This window comes from Streptomyces yokosukanensis (genome assembly GCF_001514035.1).
GTDB lineage: Bacteria > Actinomycetota > Actinomycetes > Streptomycetales > Streptomycetaceae > Streptomyces > Streptomyces yokosukanensis.
The window spans coordinates 243,184-256,913 of the sequence record NZ_KQ948207.1; the positions used below are offsets into that span (position 1 = coordinate 243,184).

Consider the following 13,730-nt stretch of genomic DNA (forward strand, 5'->3'; position numbering starts at 1 on the left):
GCACCGGATACCGCGCGGGTTGTACGTGGCCTGCTGCTACCGCGGCCGGTGGAGCCAGGATTCAACTCCTGGGTTGGCGTCGGCGAAGGCTCCGATGCGTACCTTCTGTGGCGTGCCGAGAGGCACTCGACAACAGGGGGAAGAAACCATGCGAACGAACCTCGTCACCAGGACGCTCCTCACCGCCGCGACCGCCGCGACCGCCGTGGCCCTGGCCGCCGGCAGCCTCGCCGCCGCGGGCACCAGCTTCGCCGCGCCCTCGGCCGCCCACTCGGCGGTCACCACCGAGGCCGTAGCCCCGCAGGCGGTGAACAACCTCGGTCTGAACGCCACTCAGGCCAAGAAGGTCCAGCGCTGGCTGAAGACGTACTGGGGTTACACCGGCGGCATCGACGGCCGGCTCGGCCCGAACAGCTGGAAGGCCTTCCAGCGCTGCCTGAAGAAGTACTGGGGCTACACCGGCCCGATCGACGGCGTCGTCGGCAACGGCACGGTCAAGGGCCTGCAGCGTCTGCTGAAGAGCAGCTGGGGCTACCACGGCGCGATCGACGGCATCGCCGGCTCCGGCACCCAGGCCGCGTTCAAGCGCTTCGCGAACGCCCACTGAGCGCACTCCGAGCCGGGACCCGGGCCCACCGCACGGACATGGCCGCACGGACATGACTGCACAGAAATGACTGCGCAGACACGACTGCACAGACACGACTGCGCAGCCATGTCCGGTGAACCGGGTGTCGCCGACGACGCGCCCTCGCCGGGCCGCCTCTAGGAGTGGGTCGCTCCGCCCACGGCGAGGGACGTCAGCCAGGCCGCGGTGTTGTCGGGGTGGCGGAAGCGGAGGACATCGAGTGGGGCGAAGCGGGGATCGCGGGCGCGGTGCTCGATCTCACGGCGCCTGGCGGCGTGTTGGGACCAGGCCCACCGGACCGGATGCTCCCTGCTCAGCCAGCCCGCCCAGGTCTCCCTGTTGCCGCCGAAGAGAACCTCGCGCGTCACCGTGCGCCGCAGGGACCTGTGCAGGATGCGCGGCATGATCACGCCTCTGGGGTAGTCCAGCCATATGACGGTGTCGGCCCGATCCCAGAGCAGGTCGCGGACCTGCGGATAGCCGAGTGAGTCGACGATCCAGCGGGATCCGGCCGCGACATGTGACACCTCCTCGGTGAAGCGGGAGTTGACGGTCCACTCGGGGCCGGTGAAGTAGAGCGCGTCCATCTCGTGGTAGGGAAGGTCCAGCACACCGCTCACCCTGCGGGCGAGCGTGGACTTGCCCGCACCGGTGATACCCGCCACCAAGATTCGCTCCATGGGTGCATGCTAGGCCCGGGGCCCCGGGCCATGGATGTTGCTCAGGGGCGCCTTGCGCCCCGCTCACTCACGCCGCATACCCCCCGTCCACCGAAAGCTCCGCTCCCGTCACGTACACCGCCTCCGGTCCCGCCAGGTAGGCCACCGCGGTCGCCACCTCCTCCGCCGTGCCGTAGCGGCCCAGGGATGTCATGGCCGCCTGGTCCGGCGCGAAGGGACCGTCCGCGGGGTTCATGTCGGTGTCGATCGGGCCCGGGTGCACGACGTTCGCCGTGATCCCGCGCCCGCCCAGCTCGCGGGCCAGCGCCTTCGTCAGGCCTGTGACCGCCGACTTGCTCATCGCGTACAGCGTGGCGCCGGGGCCCGGTGTGCGCCGGGTGACGCAACTGCCGACCGTGATGATCCGCCCGCCGGGTGCCATGAGCGCGGCCGCGGCCTGGGCGGCCAGGAAGACCCCGCGTACGTTCACGGCGATCACGCGGTCGACGTCGGTGAGGGACATGTCCTCCAGCGGTTGCATCAGCCCGACGGCCGCGTTGTTCACGAGGATGTCCAGGCCCCCGAGTGCCTCGGCCGCACGGTCCACGGCGCCGGCCGCCTCCATTGCGTCCGCCGCGTCGGCACGCAGGGCCACCGCCCGCCGCCCCAGTGTCTCCACGGCCCGCACCACGTCCTCCGCGGCCTCCTTCCCGTGCACATACGTCACGACCACATCCGCGCCCTCCCGCGCCAGTCGCCGTGCCGTCGCCGCTCCGATGCCCCGGCTGCCGCCGGTGACAAGGGCCTTCTTCCCACTCAGGTTCGCTCGTGAAGTCATGTCCCCATCTCACCGGCCACGCATGAGGCACGCTGGCGGCGAACGGACCTCGACGTGGCGGGGAGACGGGCCACGACACCATGGCAGAGGCGCGCGGCGCCGGTCCGCCGGATGGCACGGCGACCCCGAGCCGGCGCTGTCAGCTCTGCCGCAGCGCGCCGGGCAGGACGAGACCGCTCTCGTAGGCCAGGATGGTCGCCTGCACGCGGTCGCGCAGCCCGAGCTTGGACAGCATGGCGTTGACGTGGCTCTTCACGGTGCCCGTGGTCACGCCGAGTTCGGCTCCGATCTCGGCGTTGGTCAGGCCGGCCGCTATCTTCAACAGCACTTCCCGCTCTCGCAGGGTGAGTTGGCCCAGGCCGGCCGCGCTGCCCGGCGCCGGGGCGCCGCGCGCGAAGGCGTCGATGAGGCGGCGGGTCACGGCGGGAGCGAGGATGCCGTCGCCGGACGCGACGACGCGGATGGCGGACAGCAGTTCCTCGGGCTGGGCGTCCTTCAGCAGGAACCCGGACGCCCCGGCGCGCAGCGCCTCGTACACGTACTCGTCGAGGTCGAACGTGGTGAGCACCAGCACCCGCGGACCGGCTTCCAGCGCGCTGATCAGGCGGGTCGCGGTGAGGCCGTCCATGCCGGGCATCCGGATGTCCATGAGGACCAGGTCGACGTCCCCGGCGGAGGCGAGTGACACCGCCGTCGCCCCGTCACCGGCCTCGGCCACCACGGTCAGGTCGGGTTCGGCGTCGACGATGGCGGCGAATCCGGCGCGGACCACGGCCTGGTCGTCGACGACGATCACGCGTACGGCGACGGGGACACCTCCTGGTCGGGGACCGGAACGGGTCCGGTGGGCAACGACACCCGTAGGGTACCGGTCGGTTCGAGGGCGATCCGTCCCTCGCCCGCGGCGACCTGCACCCGCAGGCGCTCGGCGACCGGGCCCGCGACGGCGAGCCGTACGCCCGTCACCGTGATGCGCACGGCGTCGCGCCGTCGCCGCAGAGCCACCCGTGCCGGACCGCGGTCGCCCGCGGCGAGTGCCGCTTCGACGATGCGGTACACCGAGATCTGCAGCGACGGCGGAAGGTCTCGCGCGGCCTCGGGCAGGCCCCGCAACCGCACCTCGCGGCCGCCGGCACCGAGGGTGCGGCAGAGGGCTTCGAGGTCGGCCGCGGTCGGCGAGGGAGCGAGCCGGCTGCCGGAGTCCTCCGCTCGGCCGAGGCCGTGCAGCATGTCCCGCATCGCGGACAGGGCCGCTCTGGCCGCCTCGGCCACGTCCTCCAGGCTTCCCTGCCGGGCCGTCTCGACCAGCGTCGCCGTGTGCCGCAACACGGCGTCGCGCAACGTGGCCGCGAGCCGTCGCCGTTCGGCCTCCGCGGTGCGGTCCGCGTGCCAGATCGTGCTGGCGAACGCGAAGTCGTCGTAGGCCAGGGCGCGCAGCCTGCGACGCCGTACGAGGAGACCGGCGACCCACACACAGGCCAGGGCCGGAGCCAGCAGCACACTCAGTGCCATGGTCGTCGCGACGACGTCGCCCCAGCCGGCCGGCTCACCCGCCACCGCACCGTCGGCGCAGGCCGTGGCCGCGAGCACGGACGCCATCGCGAACGACGCGGCAGCCACCGCGGGCCAGGTGCGCGCGGCACCCTGCCCGTAGGCGGCGACCGCGTACAGCGCGAGCGGTTCCACCAGCGTGCCCCCGGCCAGGAACTCCACCACGTGCGACGGCGGATGGAGCGGGACGACGCTCACCGCGGCGAACAGGGCCGTGACCGGCACGGCGAGGAAGGCGGCACCCGGGGCACGTCTGCGCCAGAGCAGCGGCAGGGCGTGCAGTCCCAGGAGTACGGCGATGACGAGCAGTTGCGGAGCGGCCGCGCCGCGCGTGCGGGCCGGCCAGTCCTCCGCGACGGCCAGGGCGCAGACCACGGGCAGGACCCATGCGGTGAAGGCCAGGGCGGGGTCGGCGAGCCGTTGCTCCCGCAGGACGTCGCGCCGCCACGCCTGCTGGTGCCGCGGCTCGGCGGTGTCGGGCAGGGCCGCGTGGACGCGCCAGCCGCCGTCGCGCGTCGGCCCGGCGGTCAGCTCGCCGCCGGCCGCGGCGGCGCGGTCCCGCATCCCGGACACCCCGCGTCCGCCGCCGAGGCCCGTGACGCACGGCTGGGCCGAGGTGCGCGGCGAGCCGTTCTCCACGGTCAGGTCGAGCAGTCCGTCCTTCCGCCGGACGGCCACGCGGGCGGCGGCGCCGGGCGCGTGCCGCAGCGCGTTCGTGAGGGCCTCGCGGACGATGCCGTGGACGGCCTCGGCCGCCGTGCCCGCCAGGTCGGCGGGGATGTGCGCGGTGACCGGTCGGCCCAGGCGGCCGAAGCCGGCGACGAGTTCCTCGATCTGCGCGCTCGACGGCCGTGGGCCCGGACCGTCGGCGTCGCGCAGGAGACCGACGAGTCGCTGCAGCGCCGTAAGGGTCTCGGCTCCCGTGCGCTCCGCGAACCCCCGTGCCTCGGCGGCCAGTTCGGGCCTGCTGTCCTTGAGCCGGCACGCGGCGTCGACGGTGACGACGACCGAGGTGAGGTGGTGGGCGCTCACGTCGTGCAGTTCGCGGGCGAGTCGCCGACGTTCCTGATCGGCCGCCTGCAGCCGGGTCTGCTCCGCCCCGGCCAGCCGTCGTACGGCGGTGAGTCGGCCGGCGAGCCACTGGCGCCGCGCCTCGCCGAGCCCGGCGCACAGGACGTACGCGCCCAGGGCGACCGCCAGCTCGCCCAGGAGCGGGACACCGAAGCCGTCCTGCGCCACGACCAGCAGCCACTCGACGCCCACGGCGGCGGCGAGCGCCCGTACTGTCACGGGCAGCGGGCAGTGGACCGCGACGGAGTACAGGGCGACGAGCACGCTGATGCCGAGATAGCCGGCCGGCCACGCGAGCGTGCCGAGGACGAGGGTGACGAGTGTGCAGGCCAGTGCCCGGACCGGGGTGTGCCGGCGACGGCCCAGCGCGGCCGTCTCCACGGCCAGCACGCACACGACGCCGATGACACCGGTGCCAGGTGTGTCGTACAGGCCCGTCCCCGGCCACAGGAGCACTCCCTGCCCGGCGGCCAGGAGCAGGGGCAGGGCCCAGTTGCGTATCGTTTCCATGTCGCCGACGAGCCTAGGCGGCGGCCGGGGCACCGGGCATCTGACCACAGGCCGAGGCGCGTCCCCAACCAGCGATAGAGACCCCGGTCGTGCCGTGGGCCGACGAGGTGCCCCAACAGCGTGGGGCAGGCTGGGGACATGGCACACGCACCGCTTCCCGAACCGCTTCCGTACCACCGACTGGCCCGCCTGTCGGCACGCCACCGATGGTGGCGTCCACTGGTGGGAACCCTCGTCGTGACGGTCGGGTACACCATCGCCGTGCTCGTCGTCCTCGGTGTCGTGTTCGCGCTGGGCGCCCGCAGCGGACGCCCGAAGGACCCGGACGGCTTCGTCGACTTCGGACCGGTGTGGGGCACCGCCGTGGACCTGCTCCTTCTCGCCGTGGCCATACCCGTGGTGCTGGTGGCCGTGCGCTGGATCGGGGGCCGCCCGGCCGGCACGGTCTCCTCCGTCACCGGGCGGCTGCGATGGCGCTGGCTGGGACTGTGCCTGCTGGCGGCCGTACCGATCCTCGCCCTCACGACGGGCGCCATGCTGCTGCTCCCCTCCGACGGCGGGACGGCGACCCGGTGGGCGGGATGGTCCGTGTTCGGACCGGCGCTGGCCATGCTCGTCGTGCTGGTTCCGCTGCAGGCGGCGGCCGAGGAGTACGTGTTCCGCGGCTGGCTGACGCAGGCCGTCGGCGCGTTCCTGCGCTCGCCGTGGGGTGCGTTCCTGCCGCAGGCCGTCCTGTTCGCCGCCGCCCACGGCTGGGGCACGCCCTGGGGCTTCGCCGACCTGGTGGTCTTCGGCGCGGCGGCGGGCTGGCTGACCTGGCGCACGGGCGGCCTGGAGGCGTCCATCGTCCTGCACACGGTCAACAACCTCCTCTCCTTCGGCATTTCGGCCGCCGTCGTCGGCGGCCTGGACGGCGACGAGACGGCGGCGGATGCGACATGGCCGCTGGTCGCGGTCGACGTCGCGGGCATCGCGCTCTACACCACCGCCGTGGTGTGGCTGCTGCGCCGCCGCACCCTGGACCGTACGGCCCCGGCACCGCTGCCGCCCGTACCACCGCTCCCCTTCGCCGCCCCGTACCCGTACGTCGCGGGCGCTCCCGTGCCGTCCGCCTGGGCAGGCCAGGACCGGGCGCGCTGACGCGGGTGGGCCGGGGCGTTGTCAGTGCCGGGCCGTAATGTGCCGAGCATGGCCCGTTCCTGGAGGCGATGGGGGTAATGACGGTGCGCAGGCCGGTCGAGGGAGAAGTCCACGTCCACTACGGTCAGATGTACGTCGAGAGCGATCCGGACAGCTACGGCCCGGATCTCGCGGAGTCGTTCGCCGGCCAGTCCTCCGGGCTGTGCGGCGCGGCGATCCCCGGAACGCTGTGGCTCTCCACCGGGTTGCACACGGGCGACGTGGGTTTCGTGGCCGAAGTGCACGACGAGGCCCCGCCGCTGGACCCGAGCTGGGAGGACGTCGTGGAGGTGTCCTTCCGCCCCGCCTCGGACGGCACCGCGCTCGTCCTCTGGGGAGGCGAGGGATCCTGGGACCTGGGCCTGGATGAGACCGACTACCGGGTGCGGTACTGCGCCAAGGGCATGGACGCGGCGCAGGAGGCGGACACCCGGCTGACCGGTGAGCCCCGACTGGACCGCTACCTGCTGCAGTTCTGGCCGGCACCACCCGCGCCGGACCGGGTCGTCGTCCAGACCTCGGCGTCGGCGGCCTACTGGCACGACTACGCCCGCCGCTTGCCGCCGCCGCCCACACCGGCCGAGCGCGCCGAGGCCCAGCGGCAGGCCCGCCTCGCCGAGGAACAGGCGGAAAGAGAACACGAAGCGGCCTACGAACGCTGGGAATGGGGCGGCCGGTCCCCGAGCCAGGCACTGCGCGACGTCGACGGAAACGTCCGCGGCGTGCTCGACTTCGACGCGGCGCTCGTGCACGCCGTGGACGCGGCCGGCCCCGCCGCACAGCGGGCGGTGGCCCTGCTGGCCGCGCGCCGCGCGTGCGAGGCGGCGGGTCTGGCGGAGCTGGACTGGATCGCCGCGGGGCTCGCCGCCGTGGCCGAGGGACGGCCGCTGCCGCCGCCGCTCGACGACGCGGACCGGGTGTGGCAGGCCCTCGACGCCGACCCGCGGGTCCCGGACCGGGCCGTCGGCCGGGCGGTGCCTCCAGGGCGCCCGCCCTTCGAAGCGCCGCGCGTCGGGGAAGAGGTGTCCCTGCCGATTCCCGTGCCCGACGCGATCGCGTCGGTCGTGGGTCCGGCGACCGCGTGGCTGCGCGAGGCGGCACCGGCCGAGCCGCCGACACCCGAGGTCACCACGGGTACCGGGCACACCCTGCGGGTCGTGATCGGCGAACCGGACCGCTCCCTGCCCGTGTCCCAGCCGCACATGGCCGTCCCCGCGCTGCTGGGCGCCGCCGCCCCCGACCCGTTGCAGGCGGCCCTGGACGCGGTGTACGCGGGCATCCACACCTATGGCGAGGACTACCCGGTCCTGCTGCGGGAGGTCTGGTCGATGTGCGACGGCGGCCGCTCGTGGCGGACGGGCCGCCGAGGCCCGTGACCTCAGGTGGTGTGCAGGGCCGCACCCAGAGTGCGTGCGGCCAGGTCGGTCGCGGTCCGGGCCGCATGAGTGTCGCGCAGGGCGTCGAGCATCACGAAGTCGTGGATGACGGCCTGGAAGCGCACGGCCGTCACCGGTACGCCGGCCTGGCGGAGCTTGTCGGAGTCCCCGGCCACGGCCAGCCGCGAGCCGTCCAGGTCCTTGGTGGCGCCCTGCTCGACGACCCACTGGGCGACGGGGAAGCTCTGCTCGATGGCGACCGGGTAGCGGGCCTCGGGGGAGAGGTCGTACTCGGGGAACACGACGGCGGCAGCCGCACCGACCGCCAGCTCCCGCACCAGGCGGTCGTGGGTGTGGGCGTCGCCGAACACCCGGCCGGCGCCGTGGATGTAGAGGACCACCGGAAGGGCCGTCTCGGTTCCGGCGGGTTTGACGATGCGGGCCTGGACACTGCCGGCCGGGCCGCCCGAGATGATGATCCACTCCTCGTCGACGGCGGGCTTGCGGACATCGCCGGCCTGCAGCTCGTCGAGTGCCATGCGCCCCTCGGCAGGCGGCAGGCGGCAGGTCGAAGATGTAGAGGCGCGGGGAACGGCCCATGGTGTGCCGCCGCAGCCTCCACACCGCACGGTTTCCCCCTGGTCCGCACGCGGTGCGCTGCGGGGAGCCAGGTAGGTGTGGCACCGGCCGGACGCGTATACCGGGGGATCGGAGACCTGACGGGCGCAACGCGGAGCACCCGACAGATGCCGGATGATACGTGTAAACCATAACGATCTCGGCCCAGGCCTTGTGCGACCACCGATCCGCCCTAATCTCCGGCCATGGCATTTCTTTCAAGTCGCCGCAGAAGAGCCCGCCTTGCCCCGGAACTCGACGACCAGGACCTGGGCAAGCTGCTGAAATCGCTCGTGGCGACCACCAGGACCGGCACCATCGCGACCACCGAGCTGTGTGTGGCGCAGATGTCCCGCCTCCTGGAGCAGGACCCGGGCGACTGGGACCGCCGTACACATCGTATGGACGTCCTGGCGGGCTATCTCGCCGGCTCCCATCTGCCGCGCTCCTGGGTCACGCGCGAGCCGCGCAGCGCCGACGCACTCGTCCTGCACGCCTGGACCCAGGTCGCTCAGGGCCGCGCCCACGGGCGTCTGGAGGACCCGGCCGCCACCATCGACAGCTGTCTGCGGGCCGCCGAACTCGCCCCGGACGACCCCACCCCATGGGTGGCCCTCCTCGCGGTGGCACGTCTGGAACGCCGGGAGCAGTCCCAGGTGTTCGGGGTGTGGAACGAGGTACTCGTGCGTGATCGCTGGAACCGCGAGGCGTACCTGAGCATGCTCGACTACCTCAGCCCCGCAGAGGCGGGCTCGCGCGTCCAGGTCCTGGACTTCGTGGACTCCCTGCGCGCCCGCATGCCCGCCAACGCGCCGTGCGTGGCGACGGAACTGACCGCGCAGGTCCGCCAGTACCACGCCATCCTCGACCGCGGCGGCTTCGAGGCACTGGTCGCGCGCAACCACTGGTCGCAGGAGATGGCCGCGCAGACCCTCGACCGCGCGTCACACACCTGGGGCCGGCCCGGGTTCCTCCGGCACGCCAAGGCGCTCGCCGACCTGAACCTCCTCGCCTACGCGCTGATGGCGGCGGACCGGCGGGGAGAGGCGCGTTCCGTCTTCGAGACCGTCGGTGGCATCGTCACCGCGTGGCCCTGGCAGACCGGCGGCGACCCGGTGACGGAGTTCGACCAGACGCGGCAGAAGACCACCGTCGGCCGATGAGCCGCGGGCGGCCGGGCCCGACACATCATCCACATCAGCGATGCGGCGGACGACCGTCGGCGGTGCGAAGAACACACCTGCACCGGACATGCCCCGCCCGGGACTCCACGGCCACCCCTCGGTGCCGGCCGGGACCGGCCCCGAGCGGGCCGAGACAGTCCTCGTGCACCAGGCACGGTCAGGACGGGGCGATGTGGCCACGACTCACTCGCCGGTGCCCGGCAGGGACTCCTTCGCGTTGGCCGGCGCGGGCACCGAAGGCGTCGCAAGCGTGTAGAAGACGGACGAGCCCTGCTTGCTGCGCTGGGCGCTGTTGCGGGCGACCAGGTTCTCCAGGGTGGTGCGGATGACCTTGGTCTGGATCTCCCGGTCGGGATGTGCCTTCCCCAGCGCCTCGGTGACCTCCGCCGCGGAGCGGGGCTCCTGCTGACCCGCGAGATGACGGCGGACAAGCTCGACGAGCGTGGGCTGAGCCACCTGTCCGGTGGCCTTCTTGGCCGCGGGCTTGGCCACCGCGGCCTTCTTCGCGGTGCGCTTCCCGGCCTCGGGCTGCTCCGTCGCGGCCTTCTTCGGCGCGCGGCGCGTGGTTGACGGCGTGGTGCTCTGCTTGCGCGGGGCGGGAACCACGGGGGCCTCGGCGGCGGCGGGTACGCCCACCGGCGTCACGACGCCGAGCGCCTCCTGCATGCTCACGAGAATGGTGTGATCGTGCTGGAGACGGGCCAACTGCTCCTGCAGAGAACCGATTTCGTCGGTGATGCGTTCCTGTTCCTTGACGTTGCGCTCGAGGTCGTTGGTCACCTGGCTGACGTACTGGGAAGCCAACTCGGTGACGGGTGCGCTGGGCTCGGGCATCTGCCGCTCCAATCGTTCATGTGGGGCGCCCCATGGCCTGCGGGTTGCGGCAAGCGGGAGGCGGGAGTTGTAGGTGCGGGTCCCCCGCAGTGCGAATGTCGTCCTGCGGGATGTGCCGACACATGGATGATACGGATGTGCCGACGTGTTTCTACTCAGTGAATCCTGTGCGTTGCGTGGATCAGGGCTCGAGAAGAGGCGGCGGATTCCCTGAATTCCCGTATCTCCTGTTCCGTGTTCGGCCCCACAGCCGATAGTCGCAGGCCTTCGCGGCACAACCCAAGCAATGGCCAAGGGATGGCGCGACTCGCAGAATGCGGCCATGAAATCGTTGCCTGCCGGTGCGACCGGCGTTCGCGGTGCTGGAGGTGATCGTTGCGGGCGCGGCCACGAGCGCGAACCTCCGGGCCATCGCGCCGTTCTCCTACGGCCGTTGGGACGAGGCGGCCGAGGCATGCCGAGCCGCGGATGCTCGTGGAGCGCGGCGATCGTGCGGGCTCCACGAGCAGGTTGTACGTGCTGCGGGGCAGCCGGGCCCTAGAGGGGGTGCTCGCGCAGCCAGGTGAGGACCTGTCGGGCGTGCTCGTTCGGCGGGAAGACCGGGTAGAAGACATGCTCGACGACACCGTCGCGGAGGACGAGGGTCAGCCGTTTGAACAGCCGCATCCCCTCGACCTCGAACGTCGGCAGTCCGAGCGCGTCGGCCAGGCCGAGGGCGGGGTCGCAGAGCATGTCGAAGGGCAGCCCGAGGCGCTCCACGACCTCGCGTTGGTAGTCGGTGTCCTGGCTGGACAGCCCGTAGACACGCCCGGCGCCGGCTGCGAGGAGGTCCTGGAAGTGGTCGCGGAATCCGCACGACTCGGGAGTGCAGCCACGGGCTCCCGGAATGGAGTTCCAGCCCTCCGGCAGATCGGTGCCGGGACGGCCGGTGAGGGGGTAGACATAGACGACCGTGCGGCGGGGGCCCAGGGCGTCCAGGCGGACCGTACGCCCCGCCGTGTCGAGCAGGGCGAGACGTGGCGCACGGGTCCCGGGCAGATGGTCCGCCGCGCCGTCGTCCTCGGGGACCGGCAGGTCCGCGGGCAGGGTCAGATAGTCCATGACTGCTGTGCCTCTCTCCTCGGGCGGTACGACGCCGCTGCCGCGGTGGGCGGCGGCGTTCAGGTGGGCGATCAGCGTCGTGCGGCGGGCGGTCAGGGCCTCGATACGCCCGGTCAGCTCGTCGATGGCCGCCCGGTAGCTCGCGAGCGAGGCGGGACAGTCGTCCGCGTACGCGCGCCCGGCCGCCAGACACTCCAGGAAGGGCCGGGTGCCCTCGACGGGGATGCCCAGCCGGTGCAGCGCCCTGATCTCCCGTACGAGGCGTACGTCGTCCCCGTCGTAGTCCCGGTAGCCGTTGGCGAGCCGCCCAGGTGTGATCAGCCCCAGCGACTCGTAGTACCGCACCGCCTTGGCGGTCACGCCGGCCTGCCGTGCCAGCTCGCCGATCCGCATGCCGTTCACCTCGCTCACACGCTAAACCCTGCCCCCCGGGGCAAGGTCAAGCGGGCGGCGAGACGTGCGAAGGCTCAGGAGGCGTCTCGCGCCAGTCGCCGGAGGACCTCCATGGCCCGCTCGGCGTGCTCGTGGGGCACGAAGAGGTGGTCGTGGTGGAAACCGGCGACGACGTTGCAGCTCAGGCCCGCGTCGGCGAGGGCGCGGGAGACCGCGGCGGTCAGCCCGACCGCAGCCGGCGCGGAGTGCACCCGCAAGGTGATCCATCCGGCGACATAGTCGTACGCCATCCCTGCCGCGTCGGCATCCGCCTGCGGCACGATGAGGGTCAGGCCCTCCCGCTCGGCGACCGTCACCACGGGAGTGACACCGGACGGCACACCGCCCTCGGCCATGGTGAAGACATACGGGCCCGGATTCAGCTCCGCACGCATGTCGCCGAGCAGGATGCGCAGATCAGTCTCGCCGGTCATGGGCCGCAGCCTACGGACCTGCGCACCGCCCGCCCCGCAGGCAAGCGGTGGCGGTCACCTGTCCGGCCCGGTGGCGCCGCGGCGGACTCGGCCTCCCGGCGCCGTCAGGTGCGTGCGGGGGAGTCCTCTGACATGCCCTCGCGGATGTGCAGGACCGCGTCCACCGCGTCGAGCGTCGCCCGGTCGAGCGGGAAGTAGCCCTGCCTCGGGTGGGTGTCGGTCCGTGTGCGGGCGGCCGGGGCCGTGCCGGACGCCTCCAGACCCCAGGTGCCGACACGGCTTTGGAGGCGGCCCTCGTAGGTGTCCGGGTCCGGGTCGCCCAGGCCCAGTGCCTCGCTGCGGCCCAGGCTGCCGACGACGCAGACGTACCGCTCGCCCAGCAGCGAACCCACGATGGCTCCGGCGCAGGACCAGTCGGCGGCCAGGTCTCCGAGGCGCCAGACGCTCGGGTTGCGCTGGACATGGAGGTTGTGGGCGAAGACCAGGGTCGGGCCCCGCTCTTCCTCGATGCCGCGGATGTCCATCAGGTTCTGGGCCATGAGCGCGTCCCGGGTGGCGGCGAGTGCGGCTATCCGCAGACCCGGTTCGAGGGGCCGCGCGCACTGCTTGTGGTAGCGCAGCAGGCCGAGGCCGGCGGTGAGATGGGTCCTGGCCCTGAACCACTCGTCGCGGGAGGTCGCCGCGATGAGTTCCGGGGCGCGCGCGTAGAGCGAGAGGAGCATGTCGTCGGCGATGGACCGCAGCCGCTCGGCCTCGACCGTGGCGCCGGGCGACATGGCGGCGTCCAGGACCGCCTCCGGGCGGCTCCACCGGGTGTCGTCGCCGGTGAGGCCCGCCAGGTCGAGGTCGAGTTCCAGATAGTCGCGGGCGTGTTCGAGGTAGGGCCGGGGGCTGGGGGCAGTGGTGTTCTCCGTCGGCGCGTCGAAGCCGTGGAACGTCAGGCGTCGTTCCGCCGGCCGGTTCTCGTTGTACGCGCGCATCCAGCGGACCAGCTGCCTGTTGGCGTCCTGCGCTCCGAAGCCGTGGGAGAAGCCCTCGCGCATGACCGTGTCGAGGCTGCCGGCTCCGGTCTGGACGTGGTCGTTCACGGCGAGCGCGGCGACGCGGTCGATCTCGAGGGCGATGGAGCGGAAGCCGTAGTCGGCCAGCCGGGCGAACAGTTCGTTGCGGACGTGCCCGAAGGCCGGTTCCTGATGTGTCGGCTCACCCAGTGCCAAGAGGTCGCATGACGGGGTGGCGAAGTCGCGTATGTCCTGACTCATGGACCTCAACCGTATCCTTGAAAGGTCGGTTGAGGCCTGGGATCGGCATCGGT

The 13,730-nt window shown here is 72.6% G+C and carries 12 protein-coding genes and 1 pseudogene; 4 read left to right on the forward strand and 9 right to left on the reverse strand.

The window, feature by feature from the left end; translation table 11 throughout:
* Positions 1 to 148: 148 nt before the first annotated feature.
* Entirely contained in the window at positions 149 to 607 is a 459-nt protein-coding gene (locus AQI95_RS04375; RefSeq protein WP_067117590.1) for a peptidoglycan-binding domain-containing protein, read from the forward strand.
* Between the two features lie 158 nt (positions 608 to 765).
* Here AQI95_RS04375 and AQI95_RS04380 read toward each other — a convergent pair whose 3' ends face one another.
* The 4 genes from AQI95_RS04380 to AQI95_RS04395 all read right to left on the reverse strand — a co-directional run bounded on the left by AQI95_RS04380 (position 766) and on the right by AQI95_RS04395 (position 5,257).
* Positions 766 to 1,308 (reverse strand): P-loop NTPase family protein, encoded by a 543-nt coding sequence (locus tag AQI95_RS04380; RefSeq protein WP_067117593.1) that lies wholly within the window; start codon positions 1,306 to 1,308, stop codon positions 766 to 768.
* A 67-nt stretch (positions 1,309 to 1,375) separates the two neighbouring features.
* Positions 1,376 to 2,125, reverse strand: a complete 750-nt coding sequence (locus AQI95_RS04385; protein ID WP_067117596.1) for an SDR family oxidoreductase — start codon at positions 2,123 to 2,125, stop codon at positions 1,376 to 1,378.
* Between the two features lie 139 nt (positions 2,126 to 2,264).
* Complete coding sequence (locus AQI95_RS04390; RefSeq protein ID WP_067117599.1) at positions 2,265 to 2,921, reverse strand: response regulator; 657 nt, start codon at positions 2,919 to 2,921, stop codon at positions 2,265 to 2,267.
* On the reverse strand, positions 2,918 to 5,257 hold the full coding sequence (locus tag AQI95_RS04395) for a histidine kinase (protein WP_067117602.1): 2,340 nt from the start codon (positions 5,255 to 5,257) through the stop codon (positions 2,918 to 2,920). Before AQI95_RS04395 ends, AQI95_RS04390 begins: the two co-directional genes overlap by 4 nt.
* A gap of 138 nt (positions 5,258 to 5,395) precedes the next feature.
* On the opposite strand from AQI95_RS04395, the gene AQI95_RS04400 reads away from it, so the two are divergent.
* A complete protein-coding gene (locus AQI95_RS04400) occupies positions 5,396 to 6,397 on the forward strand; it encodes a CPBP family intramembrane glutamic endopeptidase (RefSeq protein ID WP_067117606.1) in 1,002 nt (333 codons plus the stop codon).
* A 77-nt stretch (positions 6,398 to 6,474) separates the two neighbouring features.
* Positions 6,475 to 7,812, forward strand: a complete 1,338-nt coding sequence (locus tag AQI95_RS48280) for a hypothetical protein (RefSeq protein WP_067117609.1) — start codon at positions 6,475 to 6,477, stop codon at positions 7,810 to 7,812.
* Positions 7,813 to 7,814: 2 nt separating this feature from the next.
* Here AQI95_RS48280 and AQI95_RS04410 read toward each other — a convergent pair.
* A pseudogene (locus tag AQI95_RS04410) lies at positions 7,815 to 8,372 on the reverse strand (alpha/beta hydrolase); the annotation flags it as partial.
* A 264-nt stretch (positions 8,373 to 8,636) separates the two neighbouring features.
* Here AQI95_RS04410 and AQI95_RS04415 point away from each other — a divergent pair.
* Positions 8,637 to 9,593, forward strand: coding sequence for a hypothetical protein (locus tag AQI95_RS04415; protein WP_067117616.1), 957 nt, complete (start codon positions 8,637 to 8,639; stop codon positions 9,591 to 9,593).
* A 204-nt stretch (positions 9,594 to 9,797) separates the two neighbouring features.
* On the opposite strand, the gene AQI95_RS04420 is transcribed toward AQI95_RS04415, so the two are convergent.
* The 4 genes from AQI95_RS04420 to AQI95_RS04435 all read right to left on the reverse strand — a co-directional run bounded on the left by AQI95_RS04420 (position 9,798) and on the right by AQI95_RS04435 (position 13,677).
* Positions 9,798 to 10,448 (reverse strand): hypothetical protein, encoded by a 651-nt coding sequence (locus AQI95_RS04420; protein WP_067117619.1) that lies wholly within the window; start codon positions 10,446 to 10,448, stop codon positions 9,798 to 9,800.
* Between the two features lie 537 nt (positions 10,449 to 10,985).
* Positions 10,986 to 11,960 carry a MerR family transcriptional regulator gene (locus AQI95_RS04425; RefSeq protein WP_341849451.1) on the reverse strand — a complete coding sequence of 325 codons (975 nt, stop codon included), beginning with the start codon at positions 11,958 to 11,960 and terminating at the stop codon, positions 10,986 to 10,988.
* Between the two features lie 56 nt (positions 11,961 to 12,016).
* Positions 12,017 to 12,415 (reverse strand): ACT domain-containing protein, encoded by a 399-nt coding sequence (locus tag AQI95_RS04430; protein WP_067117626.1) that lies wholly within the window; start codon positions 12,413 to 12,415, stop codon positions 12,017 to 12,019.
* A gap of 104 nt (positions 12,416 to 12,519) precedes the next feature.
* A complete protein-coding gene (locus AQI95_RS04435; RefSeq protein ID WP_067117629.1) occupies positions 12,520 to 13,677 on the reverse strand; it encodes an erythromycin esterase family protein in 1,158 nt (385 codons plus the stop codon).
* Positions 13,678 to 13,730: the final 53 nt, after the last annotated feature.

Bases quoted from the DNA above. Each gene is read 5' to 3' on its own strand.
- AQI95_RS04415 (WP_067117616.1), top strand. From the start codon at position 8,637: ATGGCATTTCTTTCAAGTCGCCGCAGAAGAGCCCGCCTTGCCCCGGAA.
- AQI95_RS04430 (WP_067117626.1), bottom strand. From the start codon at position 12,415: ATGACCGGCGAGACTGATCTGCGCATCCTGCTCGGCGACATGCGTGCG.
- AQI95_RS48280 (WP_067117609.1), top strand. From the start codon at position 6,475: ATGACGGTGCGCAGGCCGGTCGAGGGAGAAGTCCACGTCCACTACGGT.
- AQI95_RS04400 (WP_067117606.1), top strand. From the start codon at position 5,396: ATGGCACACGCACCGCTTCCCGAACCGCTTCCGTACCACCGACTGGCC.
- AQI95_RS04385 (WP_067117596.1), bottom strand. From the start codon at position 2,125: ATGACTTCACGAGCGAACCTGAGTGGGAAGAAGGCCCTTGTCACCGGC.
- AQI95_RS04395 (WP_067117602.1), bottom strand. From the start codon at position 5,257: ATGGAAACGATACGCAACTGGGCCCTGCCCCTGCTCCTGGCCGCCGGG.
- AQI95_RS04420 (WP_067117619.1), bottom strand. From the start codon at position 10,448: ATGCCCGAGCCCAGCGCACCCGTCACCGAGTTGGCTTCCCAGTACGTC.
- AQI95_RS04435 (WP_067117629.1), bottom strand. From the start codon at position 13,677: ATGAGTCAGGACATACGCGACTTCGCCACCCCGTCATGCGACCTCTTG.
- AQI95_RS04380 (WP_067117593.1), bottom strand. From the start codon at position 1,308: ATGGAGCGAATCTTGGTGGCGGGTATCACCGGTGCGGGCAAGTCCACG.
- AQI95_RS04375 (WP_067117590.1), top strand. From the start codon at position 149: ATGCGAACGAACCTCGTCACCAGGACGCTCCTCACCGCCGCGACCGCC.